Source organism: Microbulbifer sp. YPW16, assembly GCF_021290385.1.
Lineage (GTDB): Bacteria > Pseudomonadota > Gammaproteobacteria > Pseudomonadales > Cellvibrionaceae > Microbulbifer > Microbulbifer zhoushanensis.
In genome coordinates this window covers 3076950-3100027 of sequence record NZ_CP089928.1, presented here as the reverse complement: position 1 = coordinate 3100027, position 23078 = coordinate 3076950, and the positions used below count along the sequence as shown (strand labels likewise).

Sequence of the window (23078 nt, the reverse complement as noted above, 5' to 3'; positions counted from 1 at the left end):
TAACTGTCCCCTTTACTCAGCAGCTTCAAAGTTGATGTCGCTGCCTTCGGCCAGACGTACATAGGCTTTTTTCCAATCGTTGCGCTGGCCCATGCCGAAACGCGTACGCTTGGTTTTACCTTTTACGTTCACGGTGCGAACCTGCTCAACAGAAACGTTGAACAGCTTTTCGACCGCAGCCTTGATCTCAGCTTTGGAGGCGTCGGTGGTAACCTTGAAAACAACCTGGTTGGCGGCGTCCGCCAGCACAGCAGCCTTTTCGGAAATTACCGGGCCCAGCAGTACTTTGTAGAGTCGCTCTTGGTTCATCCCAGCACCTCTTCAATTTTCTTGAGCGCAGATACGGTAACCACGACCTTGTCAAAGCGGATCAGGCTAACCGGATCGATGCCCTGCACGTCGCGTACATCGATCTTGTGCAGGTTGCGCGCAGCCAGGTAGAGGTTCTCGCTCACTTCTTCAGTGATGATCAGCGCGTCGGCCAGGTCGAACTGGGCCAGCTTGCTGACCAGCTGCTTGGTTTTCGGCGCTTCCACTTCGAAGGACTCAACCACCACCAGGCGCTCCTGGCGAGCCAGCTCGGACAGGATGCAACGCAGGGCAGCGCGGTACATTTTCTTGTTCAGCTTGACGCTGTGATCGCGCGGCTCAGCGGCAAAAGTAACACCACCGGAGCGCCACAGCGGGCTGCGGATGGTACCGGCACGCGCGCGGCCAGTACCTTTCTGACGCCAGGGCTTCTTACCACCACCGGAAACGTCAGCACGATTTTTCTGGGCCTTGGTTCCCTGACGGGCGCTGGCCATGTAGGCCACTACCGCCTGGTGCACCAGGTCCTGATTGAATTCACGTCCGAAAGTCACTTCAGAGACAGCTACAGTGCCTTTAGCGCCTTCGGGAGTAGCGATATTCAGTTCCATATCTATTTCCCCTCAGACTTAGGCTTTTACTGCCGGACGAACAATCACATCACCGCCGGGCGCGCCAGGTACGGCACCCTTAACCAGCAGCAGGTTACGTTCGGCGTCTACACGAACCACTTCCAGGTTCTGCACGGTTACGCGCTCGGCACCCATGTGGCCGGCCATCTTCTTGCCTTTCCACACACGACCAGGAGTCTGGCACTGACCGATAGAACCGGGTGCGCGGTGAGACAGGGAGTTACCGTGAGTTGCGTCCTGGGTGCGGAAGTTCCAGCGCTTAACGCCACCCTGGAAACCTTTACCCTTGGAAGTGCCGGTGACATCAATCATCTGGCCAGCCTCAAAGCCGGACACAGTGATCTCAGAACCGATTTCGAATGTTTCGTCAGAACCGTCAGTGCGCAGTTCGAACAGACGGGAGCCAGCCTCAGTGTTGGCTTTGGCGAAGTGGCCCGCTTGGGGCTTGGAGACACGGGAAGCCTTACGGTTGCCCACAGTTACCTGAACTGCAGCATAGCCGTCAGAATCCACGGTTTTCACCTGGGTGACGCGATTCGGGGCTACCTCAATTACGGTAACCGGGATGGACGCGCCATCTTCAGTGAAGATGCGAGTCATGCCGCTCTTGCGGCCGACAATACCTATAGTCATCGTTTTAACCTCTCAGTGCACGGGGCTTTAACCCACTGCGGCCGCCCAGTTTCAGAGCGTTACACTACCCAGACCGTTTTCGCCTGGGATTCGGTAGTTGATTTAAAAAGTGTTAGCCGAGACTGATCTGAACCTCAACACCGGCTGCCAGATCGAGCTTCATCAGCGCGTCGACAGTCTTCTCGGTGGGCTCAACAATGTCCAGCAAACGCTTGTGAGTACGAATCTCGTACTGGTCGCGCGCGTCCTTGTTGACGTGCGGGGAGATCAGCACGGTGTACTTCTCCTTGCGAGTCGGCAGCGGAATGGGACCGCGAACCTGCGCACCAGTGCGCTTGGCCGTCTCGACGATCTCCTGGGTAGACGTATCGATCAGCTTGTGATCGAACGCCTTCAGGCGAATTCGAATGCGTTGACCCTGCATGGAATCAAACTCCAACTTAAAAACCTAAAGAGCGTCCTTTTACGCAGCCCCGAGGGCGGGCGAAAAGGAGCGCGAATTCTACGGGCGCTGGGACTGGGTGTCAAGCACTCAACCTGTCTGGTTTTTCGACGCCGCCCTGGCGCGAAACTACACTTGGCTTACCGGGCCGAACAGGAGGGCTTTACCATGACCATGGCCTCTACAGTCAGTCAATATCTGGATGACCACTCGGTATCCTACCGCGTGATCACTCACTCACACAGCGCCACCAGCCGCGAGACCGCCCACACCGCCAATGTGCGGGAGGACCGGGTTGCCAAGGCGATCCTGCTCCGTGACTCACAGGGCCCCGTGATGGTGGTGATACCCGCCAGCAGTAGCGTGGACATGCGGGCAGTCCATGATGAGACCGGCCGCAACCAGCTGGAGATGGTGCCCGAGGAAGACCTGGCAGGCACCTTCCCCGACTGCGAACTGGGCGCACTGCCCCCACTTGGACCTGCCTACGGCATCACCACCCTGGTGGACAGCAGCCTGGGGCGCTGCGACACGGTCTACTTTGAGTCCGGCGACCACGAGGAGCTTGTGGCGATGGACGGACGCGATTTCGACCAGCTGTTCTCCGGCTGCCGCCACTGCGACCTGAGCAAGGACTGGCCGTAACCTCAGCGCGGTAGACCTGAGGGCTCCTGTCAGGGCGACAGGGGCCCTCCCCAACCGAGACCGGCCTCGCACCCGGCCCGACTCATGAGCCCGGCAGGCGCGCTTTAAGAGCGCCTGTACGCGCAGCGCTGCAACACCCCGGCCACCAAAACTTCACCCAAGCTTGCCCCGCCTGTCATTGACCACCCCTAATCTGGACGCGCATTCAATTGCGGGCGGACGGTGCCGGCGACAGCCGCATCCCACCCTCCCGCCATCCCTGTGTCCACGGTGACCGGAACCGGAAAACAGCAAGCAGCATCGCCTCCCGACCCGGTGTTCATAGCCATTGAAGCAGCCGCGGGCAGCCAATTCGCGCAACCAAGACCTCTGGAGGAATCATGGACAACAATAAAGACGCAGCCACCCTGGATCGGAGGCAGTTCTGCAAATCCGGCCTGGCGGCCGGGGCCGCGGGACTGGCCTTCTCTTCACTGGCCGCTCGCGCCGCAGCCGGGAGCGGTGCCGGATATGGACGGGGGCGCGACGCCTACTCGCCCGATTACGGCCCCCTGCAGCCCACCCGCGACCTGGCTACCGGCCTGCCCCTACTTGCGCTCCCCAGGGGCTTCGAGTACCTGTCGTTTGGCTGGACCGGCCAACTGATGGACGATGGCCGGGCCACACCGACCGATCACGACGGCATGGCGGTCTGCGCCCGCCGCGGCCACACCATCGCCCTGGTGCGCAATCACGAGCTCTCAGCAGGCGAGAGCACCCAGTGTCACGTCCCGGGAGGCATGTACAACCCGGCCGAATTTGGGGGCACCACCAACCTGGAGTTCGACCTGGCTCGCGGGCGCTTCGTGCGCTCCTACACTAGCCTCGGCGGCACTATCCGCAACTGCGCCGGCGGCCCAACCCCCTGGGGATCCTGGCTTTCCTGTGAAGAGACCTTCCACCCCTGGAACAGCCGCAATGATGGCTACAACCATGGCTATATCTTCGACGTGCCGGGGTTCGGCACCAGCAATGGTGGCCAGCCGGTCCGCGCCGCCGGACGCTTCAGCCACGAAGCGGTTGCTGTCGACCCGAATACCGGAGTTGTGTACGAGACCGAGGACGCCAACCCGTGCGGCTTCTACAAATATGTGCAGCCAGGCGCCGGCCACCGCAACTGGCGCGGCGGTCGCGATCGCAGCGAAGCACTGCGGGACGGCGGCAAGCTGTATGCCCTGGTGGTGAAGGGCCAGCCATCCATGGACCTGCGGGGTGGATTCCAGCCCGGCGATACCTTCGAGGTCGCCTGGGAAGCGGTGACCGACCCCGAGGGGATGCAGGGCCGCCCGTTCGATTCCGCCCCGAGCGCCGCCATCTTCTCCCGCGGCGAGGGCTGCTGGGAAGACCGCGGCCTGATCTACTTCGTCTCCACCGATGGGGGCACCGCCGAGCTGGGCCAGGTGTGGGTCTACGACCCGCGGGCGGAAACCCTGACCATGCTCTACGAATCCAGTGACGCCTCGGACGTGGACGGCCCGGACAATATCGCCATCAGCCCGCGCGGCGGCATCATCCTGTGCGAGGACGGCAGCTCGAACCCCAAGCGCATGGTGGGCCTGACCCACGAGGGCATTACCTTCCCGTTTGCGGAGAACCGCATTGTGCTGGGAGCCGGCGATATCGACCGCATCGACGCGGTGTACCCGGGAACCAGGGCAAACTTCTGGGATAGCACCGAGGGCGATTTCCGCGGCCGGGAATGGGCGGGGGCCACCTTTTACGGTGACTGGCTGTTCGCCAACGTTCAGTCACCGGGCGTCACTTTCGCCATCCGGGGTCCATGGAAAAAGGGAACGCTCTGACCCGGCCCCGACTGCAGCCGGACCACAGGCATAAAAAAAGCCGCAGCGTTTCCGCTGCGGCTTTTTATTCCAGATCAGGAGTAGTGATTACTCGATGATCTTGGATACCACGCCGGCACCCACGGTACGGCCACCTTCACGAATCGCGAAGCGCAGGCCTTCTTCCATGGCGATCGGTGCGATCAGCGTAACAGTCATCTGTACGTTGTCGCCCGGCATTACCATCTCGGTACCTTCCGGCAGCTGTACGTCACCGGTTACGTCGGTGGTACGGAAGTAGAACTGCGGACGGTAGCCCTTGAAGAACGGGGTGTGACGACCACCTTCGTCCTTGGACAGAACGTATACTTCTGACTCGAACTTGGTGTGCGGGGTAATGGAACCCGGCTGCGCCAGGACCTGACCACGCTCAACTTCGTCACGCTTGGTGCCACGCAGCAGTGCGCCGATGTTCTCACCTGCACGACCTTCGTCCAGCAGCTTGCGGAACATCTCAACACCGGTACAGGTGGTCTTGGTGGTGTCCTTCATGCCAACGATTTCGATCTCGTCGCCAGTCTTCAGAACGCCGCGCTCGACACGACCAGTTACCACGGTACCACGACCCGAGATGGAGAATACGTCCTCGATCGGCATCAGGAACGGCTGGTCTACAGCGCGCTCCGGCTCCGGGATGTACTCGTCCAGGGTCTCAACCAGCTTCTTAACAGCGGTGGTACCCATCTCGTTGTCGTCTTTGCCTTCCAGCGCCATCAGGGCGGAACCAACGATGATCGGGGTGTCGTCACCCGGGAAGTCGTACTGGTCCAGAAGTTCGCGAACTTCCATCTCAACCAGCTCGAGCAGCTCTTCGTCGTCGACCATGTCAGCCTTGTTCAGGAATACCACGATGTACGGTACACCTACCTGGCGGGACAGCAGGATGTGCTCGCGAGTCTGCGGCATGGGGCCGTCAGCTGCGGAACAAACCAGGATTGCGCCGTCCATCTGGGCAGCACCGGTGATCATGTTCTTCACGTAGTCGGCGTGGCCCGGGCAGTCAACGTGCGCGTAGTGACGAGTCGGGGACTCGTACTCAACGTGAGAAGTAGCGATGGTGATACCGCGCTCACGCTCTTCCGGTGCATTGTCGATACCGGCGAACTCTACCGCGGCGCCGCCCCATACTTCTGCACAAACGCGGGTCAGCGCGGCAGTCAGGGTGGTTTTACCGTGGTCAACGTGACCGATGGTGCCCACGTTCACGTGGGGCTTGGAACGTTCAAACTTTTCTTTTCCCATTTTTAGGATCCTCTAACTAAAAAGTTTTAAAGGTACTAAAGCTTAAGCTTTGGTTTTCGCGATGATCTCATCGGCAACGTTTTTCGGCGCTTCCCCGTACTTCAGGAACTCCATGGAGTAGGTAGCGCGCCCCTGGGTGGCAGAGCGCAGGTCGGTCGCGTAACCGAACATCTCGGCCAGCGGCACTTCCGCATTCACCACCTTGCCAGAAGAACTTTCTTCCATGCCCTGGATCAGGCCGCGGCGGCGGTTCAGGTCGCCAACCACGTCACCCATATTCTCCTCCGGCGTGACGACTTCCACTTTCATGATCGGCTCCAGCAGCACTGCACCACCCTTCTGGGCCAGCTGCTTGGTCGCCATGGAGGCGGCGATTTTAAACGCCATCTCGTTGGAGTCCACATCGTGGAAAGAACCGTCGTACAGAGTCGCTTTCAGGCCCAGCAGGGGGTAGCCCGCCAGAACACCGTTCTGCATCTGCTCTTCGATACCTTTCTGCACCGCCGGGATGTATTCCTTCGGTACCACACCACCAACGATCTCGTTGACGAACTCCAGGCCTTCCTCAGTCTCGTCACCGGACGGCTCGAAGCGCACCCATACGTGACCGTACTGACCGCGACCACCGGACTGGCGAACAAACTTGCCTTCGATCTCAACGTTGTTGCGAATCGCTTCGCGGTAGGCAACCTGCGGCTTACCGATGTTGGCCTCAACGTTAAACTCACGACGCATACGGTCGACGATGATGTCCAGGTGCAGCTCACCCATACCGGAGATGATGGTCTGGCCGGTTTCCTCGTCAGTCTTCACGCGGAAGGACGGGTCTTCCTGGGCCAGCTTGCCGAGGGCAATACCCATTTTCTCCTGGTCGGCCTTGGATTTCGGCTCAACTGCTACGGAGATTACCGGCTCCGGGAACTCCATGCGCTCGAGTACAATCTTGTTGTTCTCGTCACACAGGGTGTCACCAGTGGTGACGTCCTTCAGGCCGATCGCCGCGGCGATATCGCCAGCCAGTACTTCCTTGATCTCCTGGCGGTCCTTGGAGTGCATCTGCACCATACGACCAACGCGCTCTTTCTTCTGCTTTACAGAGTTGTACACGGCGGTACCACTCTCGAGCCTACCGGAGTAGACACGGAAGAAAGTCAGGGTGCCCACAAAGGGGTCAGTGGCGATTTTGAACGCCAGCGCTGCGAAGGGGGCATTGTCGTCGGCTTCACGGGTTTCGACGGTTTCCGCCTTGTCCAGCAGGGTACCCTCGATCGCGCGAACTTCAGTCGGCGCCGGCAGGAACTCGATAACCGCGTCCAGTACGGCCTGTACACCCTTGTTCTTGAACGCGGAGCCGCCCAGTACCGGCACGATCTCGTTGGCCAGGGTGCGCTGGCGAATGGCGGACTTGATCTCTTCCTCGGTCAGCTCGCCCTCTTCCAGGTACTTCTCCATCAGCTCTTCGCTGGCCTCGGCTGCCGCCTCGACCAGGTACTCACGCATTTCGTCGCACTGGTCCTGCATGTCAGCAGGGATGTCGCCGTACTCGAAGGTCATGCCCATGTCGTCTTCGTTCCACAGGATGGCCTTCATCTTGATCAGGTCGACCACGCCCTTGAAGTTATCTTCAGAGCCAATGGTCATCTGCAGGGGAACGGCGTTGGCACCCAGGCGGTCTTTCAGCTGCTTCACAACCATCATGAAGTCAGCACCGGCGCGGTCCATCTTGTTGACGAAAACCATGCGCGGCACTTCGTACTTGTTGGCCTGGCGCCAGACAGTTTCGGTCTGCGGCTGCACGCCGGAGGAACCACACAGCACTACCACAGCGCCGTCCAGTACACGCAGGGAACGCTCAACCTCAATGGTGAAGTCCACGTGTCCGGGAGTGTCAATAATGTTGATGCGATGCTGGTCGAACTGCTGCTGCATACCGGCCCAGAAACAGGTGGTAGCTGCAGAGGTGATGGTGATACCACGCTCCTGCTCCTGCTCCATCCAGTCCATGGTTGCGGCACCCTCGTGCACCTCACCAATCTTGTGGGACAGGCCGGTGTAGAAGAGTACGCGCTCGGTAGTGGTGGTCTTGCCCGCGTCTACGTGGGCGCAGATACCGATATTACGATAGCGTGCGATAGGCGTTTTACGTGCCACAGTTGTATCCTCGATATAACGGCAAAAGGCAGCTGTGGAATTTATCCATGCTGCCTTTCGGTATTAATGTCTCACGATAATTTTCATGAAATTGAAAACATGCATGAGGCTTAGAAGCGGTAGTGAGAGAACGCCTTGTTGGCTTCCGCCATACGGTGTACGTCTTCACGCTTCTTGACCGCGCCGCCCTTGTTCTGGGATGCGTCGATCATTTCGTTGGCCAGGCGCTGAGCCATTGATTTCTCACCGCGCTTGCGGGAAAACTCAACCAGCCAACGCATTGCCAGTGCCATGCGGCGCGAGGGACGCACTTCAACCGGCACCTGGTAGGTCGCACCACCCACACGGCGGGATTTTACTTCCACCATCGGCGCGATGTTTTCCAGGGACTCTTCGAAAATTTCGATGGGGTCTTTGTTCAGTTTTTCAGAAACCATGTCCAGGGCACCGTAAACGATGCGCTCTGCCACGGACTTCTTGCCGCTGATCATGACGTGGTTCATGAACTTGGCCAGGGTGACATTCCCGAACTTGGGATCGGGCAGTACTTCGCGCTTGGCGACTACTCGTCTTCTTGGCATTGCAATTGCCTCTCTTCAGGGTTGCTCTGAGACGCCGCCGTACAAAATACAACTCGGCGAGCTCAGCCTTACTCCGGTTGGAAACCGAAACGCATTGGTCAAAAAAGGATTAATTAATCCTTCGGTCGCTTGGCGCCGTACTTGGAACGGCCCTGCTTGCGATCGTTGACGCCGGCACAGTCCAGTGCGCCGCGAACAGTGTGGTAGCGCACACCCGGCAGGTCCTTAACACGACCGCCGCGAATCAGTACCACGCTGTGCTCCTGCAGGTTGTGGCCTTCACCGCCGATGTACGAAGTCACTTCGTAACCGTTGGTCAGGCGCACACGGCAAACCTTACGCAGTGCAGAGTTCGGCTTCTTCGGTGTAGTGGTGTACACACGAGTGCAAACTCCACGGCGCTGCGGGCTGGCCTGCAGAGCGGGAACGTCGCTTTTTTCGACTTTGCGTTTTCTCGGCTTACGAACCAACTGGTTGATCGTTGCCATTAAAAATCACTCCAAAAATAAAACGCCCCCACCTCTAACAGTGAGGGCCCAGTCGTCAGTGTATGCCAGCCGGGCACGCAAACGCGCTCGCCGGACAGCACACCCCACATAAGCGGGGGCCGCATTCTATAGGCGGTTACCCCACGAGTCAATCGGCAAATATGTGAGCACTCACTTATGTTGCTGATTGGGCCGGCCCGGCGGGACACCGGGCCGGCTGGAACGGCGGGGCTCCCACCCCGCCACCGGGGATTACTCCCCGGAGGACTTCAGCGCCTCGGTCAGCGCCGCTTCCACTTCTTCTGCGGACGGCCCCTCGGCATAGCCCTGGGTCATCTGCATGGCACGCTTGCGCTTGCGCTCGGCATGGTACGCCAGGCCGGTACCGGCCGGGATCAGGCGGCCCACCACGACGTTCTCCTTCAGACCGCGCAGGCTGTCTTCCTTGCCGGTTACCGCTGCCTCGGTCAGTACGCGGGTGGTCTCCTGGAAGGAGGCCGCGGACAGGAAGGACTCGGTAGCCAGGGAAGCCTTGGTAATACCCAGCAGCAGGCGCTCGAACTGTGCCGGCTGCTTGCTCTCCGCACGCAGGCGCTCGTTCTCCTCGATGACCCGCTGGTACTCAACCTGGTCGCCCTTGATGAACTCGGAGTCACCCATCTCAATGATTTCCACCTTGCGCAGCATCTGGCGCACGATCACTTCGATGTGCTTGTCGTTGATGCCTACACCCTGGAGGCGGTAAACCTCCTGGATCTCATTGGTAATGTAGCGCGCGAGCTCTTCCACGCCCTTGAGGCGCAGGATGTCGTGCGGGTTGGACGGGCCGTCGGAGATGACCTCGCCTTTCTCCACGGTCTCACCCTCGAACACGGTCAGCTGGCGATGCTTGGGAATCAGTACCTCGTAGTGATCCTTGCCATTCGCCAGCGGCTTGCCATCGGTCGGGGTGATCTGCAGGCGCACCTTACCCTTGGTTTCCTTACCGAAGGAGACGGTACCGGAGATCTCCGCCAGGATAGACGGCTCCTTCGGCTTCCGCGCCTCGAACAGGTCGGCTACCCGCGGCAGACCACCGGTGATGTCCTTGGTACCACCAGACTCCTGCGGGATACGGGCGACGATGTCACCGATATTCACCTTGTCGCCGTCTTTCAGGCTGACGATGGCCCGCGCCGGCAGCGCGTAGTGCGCCGGAGCGTTACTGTTGGCCAGGGTCAGCTCCTCGCCATTCTCGTCTACCAGCGTTACTGCCGGACGCAGGTCCTTACCGGCAGACGGGCGCTCGGCCGGATCGATGATCTCGATAGAGGAGAGGCCGGTGATCTCGTCAGTCTGCTTGCGGATGGACAGGCCGTCCTCCATGCCGGACAGCTTCACCCAACCGGCCACCTCGGTGATGATCGGGTGAGTGTGCGGGTCCCACTTGGCCACAACCTGGCCACCATCGATCTGTGCGCCCTCGTCGACGTTGATGGTCGCACCGTAGGGCAGCTTGTAGCGCTCGCGCTCACGGCCGGCGCTGTCGGCAACCGCCAGCTCACCGGAGCGGGAAACCGCCACCAGTTTGCCACTCTCGGCTTTCACGGTCTTGACGTTGTGCAGGCGCACGGTGCCTTCCTGCTTCACCTGGATGCTGTCCGCCGCGGAAGCACGGCTCGCCGCACCACCGATGTGGAAGGTCCGCATGGTCAGCTGGGTACCCGGCTCACCAATGGACTGGGCGGCGACCACACCCACGGACTCGCCGGAGTTGGCGCGGTGGCCACGGGCCAGGTCACGGCCGTAACACAGGGCACAGATACCGTGTGCCGTCTCACAGGTGATCGGGGAGCGCACGATCACCTCGTCGATACCCATGGTCTCGATGCGCTCGACCCACTTCTCGTCGATCATGGTACCTGCCGGGATGGCGATCTCATCGCTGCCGGGCTTGATCACATCGCGTGCGACTACGCGGCCCAGGATGCGGTCACCCAGGGACTCGATTACGTCACCACCCTCGATCACCGGCGCCATGGTCAGGCCGTCGTCGGTGCCGCAATCGTCCTCGGTGATCACCACGTCCTGTGCCACGTCTACCAGACGGCGGGTCAGGTAACCGGAGTTCGCGGTCTTGAGAGCGGTATCCGCCAGACCCTTACGGGCACCGTGGGTGGAGATAAAGTACTGCAGTACCGACAGACCCTCACGGAAGTTCGCGGTAATCGCGTTCTCGATAATGGAGCCGTCCGGACGCGCCATCAGGCCACGCATACCAGCCAGCTGGCGGATCTGCGCCTCACTACCACGGGCACCGGAGTCGGCGTACATGTAAACCGAGTTGAACGAGTCCTGCTCGGTCTCGTTGCCATCGCGATCGATCACCGGCTCTTTCTTGATGCCGGCCATCATCGCCTGGGTGACCTTGTCGTTGGTACGGGACCAGACGTCGATCACCTTGTTGTATTTCTCACCGGCAGTTACCAGGCCGGAGGCGAACTGGCTCTCGATCTCCTTGACCTCTTCCTCGGCACTGTCGATCAGCTCGGCCTTGGCAGCCGGGATCTCGAAGTCGTTCACGCCAATGGAGGAACCGGACTTGGTGGAGAAGTCGAAACCGGTATACATCAGCTGGTCGGCGAAAATAACCGTCGCCTTGAGGCCCACGTTGCGGTAACACTCGTTCAGCGCGCGTGAGATAGCCTTTTTCTTCATCGGCTGGTTGACCATCTCGAACGGCAGGCCGTCCGGTACGATGTTCCACAGCAGCGCGCGGCCGACAGTGGTGTCCTGCAGCGATATTGTCTCGCGCTTCTCGCCGTCTTCGCCGACGATCACCTCGCGGATACGGACCTTGATCTTCGCCTGCAGGCCCACCTGCTTGGCGTAGAAGGCACGGCTCACTTCCTTGATATCGGAAAAGACCATGCCCTCGCCCTTGTCGTTCACACGCTCGCGGGTCATCCAGTACAGGCCCAGTACAACGTCCTGTGACGGTACGATGATCGGCTCACCGTTAGCGGGCGACAGGATGTTGTTGGTGGACATCATCAGCGCGCGGGATTCCAGCTGCGCTTCAATGGTCAGCGGCACGTGCACGGCCATCTGGTCACCGTCGAAGTCGGCGTTATAGGCCGCACACACCAGCGGGTGCAGCTGGATCGCCTTGCCTTCAATCAGTACCGGCTCGAACGCCTGGATACCCAGGCGGTGCAGGGTCGGGGCGCGGTTGAGCAGTACCGGGTGCTCGCGGATCACCTCGTCGAGGATGTCCCACACCACCGCTTCTTCGCGCTCGACCATTTTCTTGGCCGCCTTGATGGTGGTTGCCAGGCCGCGGGCTTCCAGCTTGCCGAAAATAAACGGCTTGAACAGCTCCAGGGCCATCTTCTTGGGCAGGCCGCACTGGTGCAGGCGCAGGGTCGGGCCAACCACGATCACGGAACGACCGGAGTAATCCACGCGCTTACCCAGCAGGTTCTGGCGGAAGCGGCCCTGCTTACCCTTGATCATGTCAGCCAGGGACTTCAGCGGGCGCTTGTTGGAACCGGTAATGGCGCGGCCGCGACGGCCGTTGTCCAGCAGCGCGTCCACAGACTCCTGCAGCATGCGCTTCTCGTTGCGCACGATGATGTCCGGCGCGTTCAGTTCCAGCAGGCGCTTCAGGCGGTTGTTGCGGTTGATCACCCGACGGTACAGGTCGTTCAGGTCGGAGGTCGCGAAGCGGCCACCGTCCAGCGGAACCAGCGGACGCAGGTCCGGCGGCAGTACCGGCAGCGCCTGCATGATCATCCACTCCGGGTCATTACCGGACTTGTAGAAAGCTTCCAGCAGCTTCAGGCGCTTGGACAGCTTCTTGATCTTGGTTTCGGAATTGGTGGCCGGGATCTCTTCCCGCAGGCGCTGGATTTCCGCCGGCAGGTCGATATCGCTCATCAGGTCCTGGATCGCCTCGGCACCCATCTTGGCCTCGAACTCGTCGGCGAATTCTTCCATCGCCTCGAAGTACTGCTCGTCGTTCAGCAGCTGGCCGCGCTCCAGGGTGGTCATACCCGGATCGGTAACCACATAGGACTCAAAGTACAGCACGCGCTCGATATCGCGCAGGGTCATGTCCAGCAGCAGGCCAATGCGGGACGGCAGCGATTTCAGGAACCAGATGTGCGCGACCGGGCTGGCCAGCTCAATGTGGCCCATGCGCTCGCGGCGAACTTTCGCCTTGGTAACTTCCACGCCACACTTTTCGCAGATGATGCCGCGGTGCTTCATGCGCTTGTACTTACCGCACAGGCATTCGTAGTCCTTGACCGGGCCAAAAATCTTGGCACAGAACAGGCCTTCCCGCTCCGGTTTGAAGGTACGGTAGTTGATGGTCTCCGGCTTCTTGACCTCGCCGTAGGACCAGGAACGGATCATGTCCGGGGACGCCAGACCGATACGGATTGCGTCAAACTCTTCCAGCTGTTCCCGGTCTTTCACCAGGTTTAACAAATCTTTCAAGGCCTTTCCTCCACTTGAGGTAGTCAACCCGCCCCTTGCCATCTCGGGGTGGGCCAGCCGGCGCCCGCACACTCGCGGGACACCGGCCTCTATATGCGATCGCCTGTTACCAGGCGCCTACACCAGTTACCGGTCTTACTCGTGCTCGAGCTCGAAATTCATACCGAGCGAGCGGATCTCCTTGACCAGTACGTTGAAGGATTCGGGCATGCCCGGCTCCATGCGGTGGTCGGAATCCACGATGTTCTTGTACATCTTGGTCCGGCCTTCCACGTCGTCGGACTTGACCGTGAGCATTTCCTGCAGCGTGTAGGCGGCACCGTACGCCTCCAGAGCCCAGACCTCCATCTCACCGAAGCGCTGGCCACCGAACTGCGCCTTACCACCCAGCGGCTGCTGGGTAACCAGGCTGTAGGAACCGGTAGAACGCGCGTGCATCTTGTCGTCCACCAGGTGGTTCAGCTTCAGCATGTACATATAGCCCACGGTTACCGGGCGCTCGAAGGAGTCACCGGTACGGCCGTCGTACAGTGTGATCTGGCCGGAATCCGGCAGGTCCGCCAGGCGCAGCAGTTTCTTGGTTTCGCTCTCGTCGGCACCATCGAAGACCGGGGTCGCCATCGGCACACCGCCGCGGAGGTTGTTGGCCATGGCCAGCACTTCCTCGTCGGACAGCTCGTCCAGCTCCTCCTTGTAACCGCCGGTGGAGTTGTACACCTCTTCCAGGAAACCGCGCAGCTTGGCCACTTCCTGCTGCTCCTTGAGCATGCGGTCAATCTTCACGCCCAGGCCCTTGGCGGCCATACCCAGGTGCATTTCCAGAACCTGGCCCACGTTCATCCGCGAGGGTACACCCAGCGGGTTCAGGACGATATCAACCGGCTCGCCGTTCTCGTCGTACGGCATGTCCTCGACCGGCTTGATCACGGAGATCACACCCTTGTTACCGTGGCGACCGGCCATCTTGTCGCCCGGCTGGATGCGGCGCTTGATCGCCAGGTAAACCTTGACGATCTTCAGCACGCCCGGCGCCAGGTCGTCGCCGGACTCCAGCTTCTTCTTCTTGTCCTCGAAGGCTTCGTCCAGCAGCTTGCGGCGATCCTTGAGCTGCGCTTCGGCCTTCTCGAGCTGCTCGTTCAGGCTCTCTTCGGCCATACGCAGCTTGAACCAGTCTTCGCGCGGCAGGCCTGCCAGGACCTCGGCGGTCAGCACGTCGCCTTTCTTGACGCCCTTGCCGCCTGCAACCTTCTGGCCTTCCAGTGCGGATGCCAGGCGCTCGAACGTGGCGCCTTCGACGATGCGATATTCCTCATTGAGGTCCTTGCGCACCTCGTCGAGCTGGGCCTTCTCGATATCGATCGAACGCTGGTCTTTCTCCAGGCCGTCGCGGGTAAACACCTGCACGTCGATAACGGTACCGCGGGTGCCACTCGGCGCGCGCAGGGACGTGTCCTTCACATCGGAGGCCTTCTCACCGAAGATCGCACGCAGCAGCTTTTCTTCCGGCGTCAGCTGGGCTTCACCCTTCGGCGTCACCTTGCCTACCAGGATGTCACCGGCACCAACTTCCGCACCGATATAAACGATGCCGGACTCGTCCAGCTTGTTCAGTGCAGATTCGCCCACGTTGGGGATATCAGCAGTAATCTCTTCGCTACCCAGCTTGGTATCGCGGGCGATACAGGTCAGCTCCTGAATGTGGATGGTGGTGAAGCGATCTTCCTGCACCACACGCTCACTGATCAGGATGGAGTCCTCGAAGTTGTAGCCGTTCCACGGCATGAACGCGATGCGCATGTTCTGGCCCAGGGCCAGTTCACCCAGGTCAACAGAGGGGCCGTCAGCGAGAATATCGCCACGGGCTACCACGTCACCGGTCTTCACGATTGGGCGTTGGTTGATGCAGGTGTTCTGGTTGGAACGGGTGTACTTGGTCAGGCTGTACAGGTCTACACCCGCATCGCCGGCCTCCACCTCTTCGTCGCGCACACGAACCACCACACGGCTGGCATCGACACGCTCGATCACACCACCGCGACGGGCCACCACACACACGCCGGAGTCGCGCGCCACGGTGCGCTCCATACCGGTGCCAACCAGCGGCTTGTCGGCACGCAGGGTCGGTACCGCCTGGCGCTGCATGTTCGAGCCCATCAGGGCGCGGTTGGCGTCGTCGTGCTCGAGGAACGGGATCATGGCCGCGGCCACGGACACCACCTGCTTCGCAGACACGTCCATGTACTGGATCTCGGCCGGCGGCTTGAGGCTGAACTCGTTGTGGTGACGCACGCTGACCAGCTCATCGGTAAAGCGACCCTGGTCGTCCACCGCAGCAGACGCCTGGGCAATCACGTAGTTCGCTTCGTTGATCGCGGACAGGTACTCAATGTCGTTGGTAATCTGGCCGTCAACAACCTTGCGGTACGGGCTCTCGAGGAAACCGTAGTGGTTGGCGCGGGCGTATGTGGCCAGGGAGTTGATCAGGCCGATGTTCGGGCCTTCCGGCGTCTCAATCGGGCACACACGGCCGTAATGGGTCGGGTGTACGTCGCGGACCTCGAAGCCGGCACGCTCGCGGGTCAGGCCACCCGGGCCGAGGGCGGATACGCGGCGCTTGTGGGTCACTTCCGACAGCGGGTTGTTCTGGTCCATGAACTGGGACAGCTGGGAGGAACCGAAGAATTCCTTCACGGCAGCCGCCACCGGCTTGGCATTGATCAGGTCCTGCGGCATCAGGCCTTCGCTCTCGGCCATGGACAGGCGCTCTTTCACCGCGCGCTCGACACGCACCAGGCCCACACGGAACTGGTTTTCGGCCATTTCACCCACGGAGCGCACACGACGGTTACCCAGGTGGTCGATATCGTCCACCATGCCATTGCCGTTGCGGATCTCGATCAGGGTCTTGAGCACATCGACGATGTCTTCCTTGCTCAGGGTGCCCTGGCCGGTCTCGTCCTCACGACCGAGGCGGCGGTTGAACTTCATGCGACCGACAGCGGACAGGTCGTAGCGCTCGTCGGTGAAGAACAGGTTCTCGAACAGGGACTCGGCGGACTCCTTGGTGGGCGGCTCGCCCGGGCGCATCATGCGGTAGATCTCCACCAGCGCTTCCAGCTGGGTGCGAGACGGCTCTGAGCGCAGGGTATCGGAGATGAATGGGCCGCAGTCCAGGTCGTTGGTGTACAGGGTCTCGAATTTGTTAACGCCCAGGGCGCGCAGCTTGGCGATCACCTCGTCGGTGATTTCGCTGTTACATTCAACCGCTACCTCACCGGTGGACTCATCGATGATGTCATGGGCCAGGACGCGACCGTGCAGGTACTCCAGCGGTGCTTCCAGGCGCTCCACGCCGGCTTTTTCCAGCTGGCGGATGTGGCGCGGGGTAATGCGGCGACCTTCCTCGACAATAACCTTGCCCTTGCCATCCTTGATGTCGAAGGAGGCAACATCACCACGCAGGCGCGACGGGATCAGCTCCAGGCTGCAGTTTTCTTCATGCAGCTCGAACTTGCTGGTATCGAAGAACATGTCCAGCATTTCCTGGGAAGAAAAACCCAGGGCGCGCAGCAGGATGGTCGCGGGCAGCTTGCGGCGACGGTCGATACGCACGTAAACCAGGTCCTTCGGGTCGAACTCGAAGTCCAGCCACGAGCCACGGTAAGGAATCACGCGCGCAGCGTAGAGCAGCTTGCCGGAGGAATGCGTCTTGCCCTTGTCGTGATCGAAAAACACACCCGGGGAACGGTGCAACTGGGACACGATCACGCGCTCGGTACCGTTGATCACGAAGGTACCGTTTTCGGTCATGAGCGGAATCTCGCCCATGTACACTTCCTGCTCCTTGATGTCCTTGATGGACTTGTTGGCAGATTCCTTGTCGTAGATGATCAGGCGTACACGCACGCGCAGCGGGCATGCGTAGGTGATACCGCGCAGGGTACATTCCTTGACATCGAACGCCGGCTTACCCAGCGTATAGCTGACATACTCCAGCGCCGCATTGCCGGAATAGCTGACAATCGGAAATACGGACTTGAACGCTGCCTGCAGGCCGACGTCCAGTCGGTCATCGGGGCGCGAGTCGGCCTGAGTGAATTTGCGATAAGAATCCAGCTGTATCGCAAGCAGGAAAGGTACATCCATGACCTTTGGCAGTTTGCCAAAATCCTTGCGGATACGTTTTTTCTCAGTGTATGAGTAAGCCATTCATATTCCCCAGCTTGATCAGTGACAAGACTTCATTGGAACCGGCCCCCATATTCCCCATACTGTACTTACGGGAATGCGGAAAGGCCCGGTCCGCCCGGGCGAGAAGCCTCTGAGCAATGCAGCGATGGCTACACTGGTCGGAAACCTCTCGGTTAACTGCGCGCTTGCCAGCGGCGCAGGCCGCGGTATGTTTCACCCAGGGCCCACAGGTCCCCGAATCGCCAAACAAAACCACACTGCCGAAAACGGCAAAAAGGCCGGCGGACAAAGTCCACCAGCCTTGCCGCTGCGACCGCGGGTTGCGGCCGACAGCGGTAGTCGCAACAACCGAGTTACTTCAGTTCTACAGTTGCGCCAGCTTCTTCCAGCTGCTTCTTGGCCTCTTCGGCCTCTTCCTTGGTCGCGCCTTCCTTCAGCGGAGCCGGAGCGCCGTCTACCAGCGCCTTGGCTTCTTTCAGGCCCAGGCCGGTGATGCCGCGAACAGCCTTGATCACGTTCACTTTCTTGTCGCCGGCAGATGCCAGGATTACGTCGAACTCGGTCTTCTCTTCTGCAGCAGCTTCGCCGCCAGCAGCGCCACCAGCTACAACAGCAGCAGCAGCGGTAACACCGAACTTCTCTTCCATTGCTTCGATCAGCTCGACAACGTCCTTAACAGACATTTCGGCAACAGCATTGATGATATCTTCTTTAGTCAGAGACATAAGTCAGTACCTGATTTGTGTGAGCAGTAAACTGCCCGTCAATTCATTTAAAAGTCGTTGAAAACTGCCGTTTCGCGCAGGCGAAACTATTAGGCAGCTTCTTGCTCTTTCTGGTCGCGAACGGCCGCAATAGTGCGGACCAGCTTGCCAGCAGATGCTTCTTTCATAACGCTCATCAGCTTGGCGATCGCCTCGTCGTAAGTCGGCAGGGTTGCCAACATTGCGACGTCGGTGACCACGCCTTCGAAGGCAGCACCTTTCAGTTCAAGCTTATCGTTGTCCTTGGCGAACGCCGTCAGGATGCGCGCACCGGCACCCGGGTGTTCGGTGGAAAATGCGATAAGACTTGGACCTACGAATTTCTCGAGGAGACATTCGTATTCGGTACCTGCCAGAGCGCGACGCGCCAGAGTATTGCGGACGACTTTCATCCAGACGCCGTTCTCGCGAGCCTCTTTGCGCAGGGCTGTCATGTCATTTACGGCAACGCCGCGGGAATCCGCAACGACCGCAGACAGAGCACCCTCAGCAGCCTGCTGGACATCAGCGACAATTGCTTTCTTGTCTTCGAGTCCAATAGCCATAGTGTCACTCCTGGATTTGGAAAAAAGACCGGGAATTACCACTCCCGATCCACTCCGGTGCTAAGACCTCAAATCCAGTAAAAATACTGGTTTGGGCAACACCGTCTGCGTAGGCTGGGACCGGGCCAGGGGCTCGATCCTGATTAAGCGGTGGACAGCGGAACTTGCCACGCCCACTACGCCTACGGTCTTTGACGGCCCGCCTTCCTGCCGGGGCATTCCGGCGGACCCCAAAGTTCGGTAAAACCGCAGCCAGGCATACCCGTCGGTAGCGCCGGCTGCGGCCTGCAACAGTTTCCCGGGGAAACCGCTGGCTTATTTAACGTCCAGGGATCCCTGGTCGATGGTCAGGCCCGGGCCCATGGTGGTGCTCAGGGAGACCTTCTTCAGGTAAACGCCCTTGGCGGAAGCCGGCTTGGCCTTTTTCAGGTCAGCGATCAGGGCTTCGAGGTTCTCTTTCAGCGCCTTGGCGTCGAAAGCAACCTTGCCGATACCACCGTGGATGATACCGCCCTTGTCAGCGCGGAAACGCACCTGACCGGCCTTGGCGTTCTTCACTGCAGTGGCCACGTCCGGGGTCACAGTGCCGGTTTTCGGGTTCGGCATCAGGCCGCGCGGACCGAGGATCTGGCCCAGCTGGCCAACGACACGCATCGCATCCGGGGAGGCGATTACCACGTCGAAGTCCATCTTGCCGGCCTTGACGTCGGCTGCCAGCTCATCCATGCCCACCAGGTCGGCACCAGCCTCTTTGGCGGCGTCGGCGTTGGCGCCCTGGGTGAAGACCGCAACACGGACGTCTTTACCGGTGCCGTGCGGCAGGGTGGTCGCACCGCGAACCGCCTGGTCAGACTTGCGCGGGTCGATACCCAGGTTGATAGATGCGTCAACGGTCTCGGCGAACTTGACGTTGGACAGCTCTTTCAGCAGGGCGACGGCTTCGTCGAATCCGTAGGCCTTGCCTGCTTCTACTTTCTCAGCGATTGCGCGCTGGCGCTTGCTCAGTTTTGCCACGTTACACGCCCTCCACATCAATACCGGCACTACGGGCGGAACCGGCGATAGTGCGCACGGCTGCGTCCATGTCAGATGCACTCAGGTCGGGCATCTTGGTAGTGGCAATCTCTTCCAGCTGGGCGCGGGTAACCTTGCCCACCTTCTCGGTATTCGGACGACCGGAGCCGCTCTTGATACCGGCAGCCTTGCGCAGCAGCACGGAGGCCGGCGGGGTCTTCATGATGAAGGTGAAGGAACGATCGCTATATACGGAGATCACGACCGGTACCGGCAGGCCCTGCTCCATACCCTGGGTCTGGGCGTTGAACGCTTTACAGAACTCCATGATATTGACGCCGTGCTGACCCAGCGCGGGGCCGACGGGCGGGCTCGGGTTGGCCTGCCCGGCAGGCACTTGCAGCTTGATATAAGCTTCGATTTTCTTAGCCATTACAGCTTCCTCTTTCAGTGGGTGGTAGCGCCTGCGCTGGACGGCTGCAACAGCCGCAACGCCCGGCTCCCCGGGTGCCCCTGTACAGCAACTGATCAGTCACGGTTTTCAGGGACGCGAAAGCCCCCTTCCACCCGCAGCGGAAGAGGGCAAAAAAACTGCCTGTCTGATCAGGTCTTCTCGACCTGACCAAACTCCAGCTCCACCGGGGTGGAGCGGCCGAAGATCAGCACTGCGACCCGCAGGCGGCTCTTCTCGTAATTAACCTCTTCAACCACACCGTTGAAGTCATTGAACGGCCCATCGATGACCCGCACCATCTCACCCGGCTCGAACAGGGTCTTGGGCTTGGGCTTGTCGACGGAATCATCGATCCGGTTCAGGATCGCCTGGGCCTCACGCTCGGTAATCGGAGCCGGCCGGTCGGCCTTGCCACCGATAAAACCAAGGACCCGCGGGGTCTCCTTGACCAGGTGCCAGGTGTCGTCGTTCAGCTCCATCTCTACCAGCACATAACCGGGGAAGAACTTGCGCTCACTCTTGCGCTTCTGGCCCGCACGCATCTCCACCACTTCCTCGGTGGGAACCAGGACATCACCGAACAGGTGGTCCATTTCGTGCAGTTCAATACGCTCCTTCAGGGATGACGCAACGCGCTTCTCATACCCGGAGTAAGCCTGAACCACGTACCAATGCTTAGCCATGCGTCAACCTTTAGCCGATAACCTTGGAGGCTGCCCAACCCAGGGCAGAATCCAGCGCCCAGAGAATTAGCGCCATAATCAACACGAACACCACCACGATCAGGGTTGTCTGTGTCGCTTCCTGGCGAGAGGGCCACACCACACGACGCACTTCTGTCTGCGCTTCGCGCAGCAGCGTCCACAGCGCATGCCCCTTGGCAGTATTTACCGCCACAACCAACGCCACCAGGAAGATGACGACCATGGCCAGCACGCGATACAGCAGGGGGAATTCAGCGTAGTAGGTGTTGCCCGCCAAGGCAGCACCGATCAGCACTACCACCAGCAGCCACTTTAGGCCATCAAGACGAAAGGTTTTCGCCTCTACTTTAGCATTCATACAAAGAAGCCCTTAGCGCTTACAAAACAAGCCCGGCCACGGCGGACCGGAACTTGCAACGCCCTCAGGCAAAAGGAATGGGGCGCTTGAAAAGTTGGCAGGCCAGGAGGGACTCGAACCCCCAACCCTCGGTTTTGGAGACCGATGCTCTACCAATTGAGCCACTGGCCTAGAACAGCTTCCGGTCAATGCCGCGCATTTACGCGCCAGAGACCGAAAAATGAGGGGGCGGATCTTACCATCCTCCCCCTCTTTTGCAAAGCGGGTCACTGGAGACCAGTGACCGCGCCCGCCATCGATCTGATCAATCGATGATCTTGGATACCACGCCGGCACCCACGGTACGGCCACCTTCACGAATCGCGAAGCGCAGGCCTTCTTCCATGGCGATCGGTGCGATCAGCGTAACAGTCATCTGTACGTTGTCGCCCGGCATTACCATCTCGGTACCTTCCGGCAGCTGTACGTCACCGGTTACGTCGGTGGTACGGAAGTAGAACTGCGGACGGTAGCCCTTGAAGAACGGGGTGTGACGACCACCTTCGTCCTTGGACAGAACGTATACTTCTGACTCGAACTTGGTGTGCGGGGTAATGGAACCCGGCTGCGCCAGGACCTGACCACGCTCAACTTCGTCACGCTTGGTGCCACGCAGCAGTGCGCCGATGTTCTCACCTGCACGACCTTCGTCCAGCAGCTTGCGGAACATCTCAACACCGGTACAGGTGGTCTTGGTGGTGTCCTTCATGCCAACGATTTCGATCTCGTCGCCAGTCTTCAGAACGCCGCGCTCGACACGACCAGTTACCACGGTACCACGACCCGAGATGGAGAATACGTCCTCGATCGGCATCAGGAACGGCTGGTCTACAGCGCGCTCCGGCTCCGGGATGTACTCGTCCAGGGTCTCAACCAGCTTCTTAACAGCGGTGGTACCCATCTCGTTGTCGTCTTTGCCTTCCAGCGCCATCAGGGCGGAACCAACGATGATCGGGGTGTCGTCACCCGGGAAGTCGTACTGGTCCAGAAGTTCGCGAACTTCCATCTCAACCAGCTCGAGCAGCTCTTCGTCGTCGACCATGTCAGCCTTGTTCAGGAATACCACGATGTACGGTACACCTACCTGGCGGGACAGCAGGATGTGCTCGCGAGTCTGCGGCATGGGGCCGTCAGCTGCGGAACAAACCAGGATTGCGCCGTCCATCTGGGCAGCACCGGTGATCATGTTCTTCACGTAGTCGGCGTGGCCCGGGCAGTCAACGTGCGCGTAGTGACGAGTCGGGGACTCGTACTCAACGTGAGAAGTAGCGATGGTGATACCGCGCTCACGCTCTTCCGGTGCATTGTCGATACCGGCGAACTCTACCGCGGCGCCACCCCATACTTCTGCACAAACGCGGGTCAGCGCGGCAGTCAGGGTGGTTTTACCGTGGTCAACGTGACCGATGGTGCCCACGTTCACGTGGGGCTTGGAACGCTCAAACTTCTCTTTTCCCATTGCAGCCTCCTAGTATGGGCAGACTTAAAGACACCCACTTGCAGAACCGAAGCACCGGGATACAC

At 60.1% G+C, this 23078-nt stretch carries 19 protein-coding genes and 1 tRNA gene; 2 read left to right on the top strand and 18 right to left on the bottom strand.

Annotated elements, in window-relative coordinates; all coding sequences use genetic code 11:
- Positions 1-12 precede the first annotated feature (12 nt).
- The 4 genes from rplW to rpsJ all read right to left on the bottom strand — a co-directional run bounded on the left by rplW (position 13) and on the right by rpsJ (position 1998).
- The gene (gene rplW, locus LVE68_RS13390) at positions 13-309 is read right to left on the bottom strand and encodes a 50S ribosomal protein L23 (RefSeq protein WP_232940895.1); all 297 of its coding nucleotides are present in this window, start codon (positions 307-309) and stop codon (positions 13-15) included.
- The gene (gene rplD, locus LVE68_RS13385) at positions 306-920 is read right to left on the bottom strand and encodes a 50S ribosomal protein L4 (protein ID WP_232940894.1); all 615 of its coding nucleotides are present in this window, start codon (positions 918-920) and stop codon (positions 306-308) included. The genes rplW and rplD overlap by 4 nt, the downstream gene beginning before the upstream one ends.
- Before the next feature lie 18 nt (positions 921-938).
- Positions 939-1574: a 50S ribosomal protein L3 gene (rplC, locus tag LVE68_RS13380; protein ID WP_232940893.1), complete on the bottom strand. Its 636-nt coding sequence runs from the start codon at positions 1572-1574 to the stop codon at positions 939-941.
- A 112-nt stretch (positions 1575-1686) separates the two neighbouring features.
- Positions 1687-1998 carry a 30S ribosomal protein S10 gene (rpsJ, locus tag LVE68_RS13375; RefSeq protein WP_066967210.1) on the bottom strand — a complete coding sequence of 104 codons (312 nt, stop codon included), beginning with the start codon at positions 1996-1998 and terminating at the stop codon, positions 1687-1689.
- Positions 1999-2151: 153 nt separating this feature from the next.
- Between rpsJ and LVE68_RS13370 the strand changes: the two genes are divergently transcribed.
- Both LVE68_RS13370 and LVE68_RS13365 read left to right on the top strand, forming a co-directional pair.
- The gene (locus tag LVE68_RS13370) at positions 2152-2661 is read left to right on the top strand and encodes an aminoacyl-tRNA deacylase (protein ID WP_232940892.1); all 510 of its coding nucleotides are present in this window, start codon (positions 2152-2154) and stop codon (positions 2659-2661) included.
- A gap of 380 nt (positions 2662-3041) precedes the next feature.
- Positions 3042-4502, top strand: a complete 1461-nt coding sequence (locus tag LVE68_RS13365; RefSeq protein WP_232940891.1) for an alkaline phosphatase PhoX — start codon at positions 3042-3044, stop codon at positions 4500-4502.
- 87 nt (positions 4503-4589) lie between these two features.
- Here LVE68_RS13365 and tuf (LVE68_RS13360) read toward each other — a convergent pair whose 3' ends face one another.
- The 14 genes from tuf (LVE68_RS13360) to tuf (LVE68_RS13295) all read right to left on the bottom strand — a co-directional run bounded on the left by tuf (LVE68_RS13360) (position 4590) and on the right by tuf (LVE68_RS13295) (position 23013).
- The gene (gene tuf / locus LVE68_RS13360; RefSeq protein WP_232940890.1) at positions 4590-5783 is read right to left on the bottom strand and encodes an elongation factor Tu; all 1194 of its coding nucleotides are present in this window, start codon (positions 5781-5783) and stop codon (positions 4590-4592) included.
- 42 nt (positions 5784-5825) lie between these two features.
- Complete coding sequence (gene fusA / locus LVE68_RS13355; RefSeq protein ID WP_232940889.1) at positions 5826-7934, bottom strand: elongation factor G; 2109 nt, start codon at positions 7932-7934, stop codon at positions 5826-5828.
- A gap of 110 nt (positions 7935-8044) precedes the next feature.
- Positions 8045-8515, bottom strand: coding sequence for a 30S ribosomal protein S7 (gene rpsG, locus LVE68_RS13350; protein ID WP_232940888.1), 471 nt, complete (start codon positions 8513-8515; stop codon positions 8045-8047).
- A 113-nt stretch (positions 8516-8628) separates the two neighbouring features.
- Positions 8629-9003 (bottom strand): 30S ribosomal protein S12, encoded by a 375-nt coding sequence (gene rpsL, locus LVE68_RS13345; RefSeq protein ID WP_232940887.1) that lies wholly within the window; start codon positions 9001-9003, stop codon positions 8629-8631.
- A gap of 252 nt (positions 9004-9255) precedes the next feature.
- Positions 9256-13485 carry a DNA-directed RNA polymerase subunit beta' gene (rpoC, locus tag LVE68_RS13340; protein ID WP_232940886.1) on the bottom strand — a complete coding sequence of 1410 codons (4230 nt, stop codon included), beginning with the start codon at positions 13483-13485 and terminating at the stop codon, positions 9256-9258.
- Positions 13486-13620: 135 nt separating this feature from the next.
- The gene (gene rpoB, locus LVE68_RS13335; protein ID WP_232940885.1) at positions 13621-17694 is read right to left on the bottom strand and encodes a DNA-directed RNA polymerase subunit beta; all 4074 of its coding nucleotides are present in this window, start codon (positions 17692-17694) and stop codon (positions 13621-13623) included.
- 335 nt (positions 17695-18029) lie between these two features.
- Positions 18030-18401: a 50S ribosomal protein L7/L12 gene (gene rplL, locus LVE68_RS13330; RefSeq protein ID WP_232940884.1), complete on the bottom strand. Its 372-nt coding sequence runs from the start codon at positions 18399-18401 to the stop codon at positions 18030-18032.
- Between the two features lie 89 nt (positions 18402-18490).
- Positions 18491-18985 carry a 50S ribosomal protein L10 gene (rplJ, locus tag LVE68_RS13325; protein WP_232940883.1) on the bottom strand — a complete coding sequence of 165 codons (495 nt, stop codon included), beginning with the start codon at positions 18983-18985 and terminating at the stop codon, positions 18491-18493.
- Positions 18986-19300: 315 nt separating this feature from the next.
- The gene (gene rplA, locus LVE68_RS13320) at positions 19301-19999 is read right to left on the bottom strand and encodes a 50S ribosomal protein L1 (RefSeq protein WP_232940882.1); all 699 of its coding nucleotides are present in this window, start codon (positions 19997-19999) and stop codon (positions 19301-19303) included.
- 1 nt (position 20000) lies between these two features.
- Positions 20001-20432, bottom strand: a complete 432-nt coding sequence (gene rplK / locus LVE68_RS13315) for a 50S ribosomal protein L11 (RefSeq protein WP_232940881.1) — start codon at positions 20430-20432, stop codon at positions 20001-20003.
- Between the two features lie 170 nt (positions 20433-20602).
- A complete protein-coding gene (gene nusG, locus LVE68_RS13310) occupies positions 20603-21136 on the bottom strand; it encodes a transcription termination/antitermination protein NusG (RefSeq protein ID WP_232940880.1) in 534 nt (177 codons plus the stop codon).
- Between the two features lie 10 nt (positions 21137-21146).
- Positions 21147-21515 carry a preprotein translocase subunit SecE gene (secE, locus tag LVE68_RS13305; RefSeq protein WP_232940879.1) on the bottom strand — a complete coding sequence of 123 codons (369 nt, stop codon included), beginning with the start codon at positions 21513-21515 and terminating at the stop codon, positions 21147-21149.
- 95 nt (positions 21516-21610) lie between these two features.
- A tRNA-Trp gene (locus tag LVE68_RS13300) sits at positions 21611-21686 on the bottom strand.
- A 133-nt stretch (positions 21687-21819) separates the two neighbouring features.
- Complete coding sequence (tuf, locus tag LVE68_RS13295; protein ID WP_232940878.1) at positions 21820-23013, bottom strand: elongation factor Tu; 1194 nt, start codon at positions 23011-23013, stop codon at positions 21820-21822.
- Positions 23014-23078: the final 65 nt, after the last annotated feature.

Coding starts and splice junctions, on each gene's coding strand:
- nusG (WP_232940880.1), bottom strand. CDS start 21,136: ATGGCTAAGCATTGGTACGTGGTTCAGGCTTACTCCGGGTATGAGAAG.
- rplJ (WP_232940883.1), bottom strand. CDS start 18,985: ATGGCTATTGGACTCGAAGACAAGAAAGCAATTGTCGCTGATGTCCAG.
- rplW (WP_232940895.1), bottom strand. CDS start 309: ATGAACCAAGAGCGACTCTACAAAGTACTGCTGGGCCCGGTAATTTCC.
- rplL (WP_232940884.1), bottom strand. CDS start 18,401: ATGTCTCTGACTAAAGAAGATATCATCAATGCTGTTGCCGAAATGTCT.
- rplC (WP_232940893.1), bottom strand. CDS start 1,574: ATGACTATAGGTATTGTCGGCCGCAAGAGCGGCATGACTCGCATCTTC.
- tuf (WP_232940890.1), bottom strand. CDS start 5,783: ATGGGAAAAGAAAAGTTTGAACGTTCCAAGCCCCACGTGAACGTGGGC.
- rpsL (WP_232940887.1), bottom strand. CDS start 9,003: ATGGCAACGATCAACCAGTTGGTTCGTAAGCCGAGAAAACGCAAAGTC.
- rpsJ (WP_066967210.1), bottom strand. CDS start 1,998: ATGCAGGGTCAACGCATTCGAATTCGCCTGAAGGCGTTCGATCACAAG.
- rpoB (WP_232940885.1), bottom strand. CDS start 17,694: ATGGCTTACTCATACACTGAGAAAAAACGTATCCGCAAGGATTTTGGC.
- secE (WP_232940879.1), bottom strand. CDS start 21,515: ATGAATGCTAAAGTAGAGGCGAAAACCTTTCGTCTTGATGGCCTAAAG.
- rplD (WP_232940894.1), bottom strand. CDS start 920: ATGGAACTGAATATCGCTACTCCCGAAGGCGCTAAAGGCACTGTAGCT.
- tuf (WP_232940878.1), bottom strand. CDS start 23,013: ATGGGAAAAGAGAAGTTTGAGCGTTCCAAGCCCCACGTGAACGTGGGC.
- rplK (WP_232940881.1), bottom strand. CDS start 20,432: ATGGCTAAGAAAATCGAAGCTTATATCAAGCTGCAAGTGCCTGCCGGG.
- rpsG (WP_232940888.1), bottom strand. CDS start 8,515: ATGCCAAGAAGACGAGTAGTCGCCAAGCGCGAAGTACTGCCCGATCCC.
- LVE68_RS13365 (WP_232940891.1), top strand. CDS start 3,042: ATGGACAACAATAAAGACGCAGCCACCCTGGATCGGAGGCAGTTCTGC.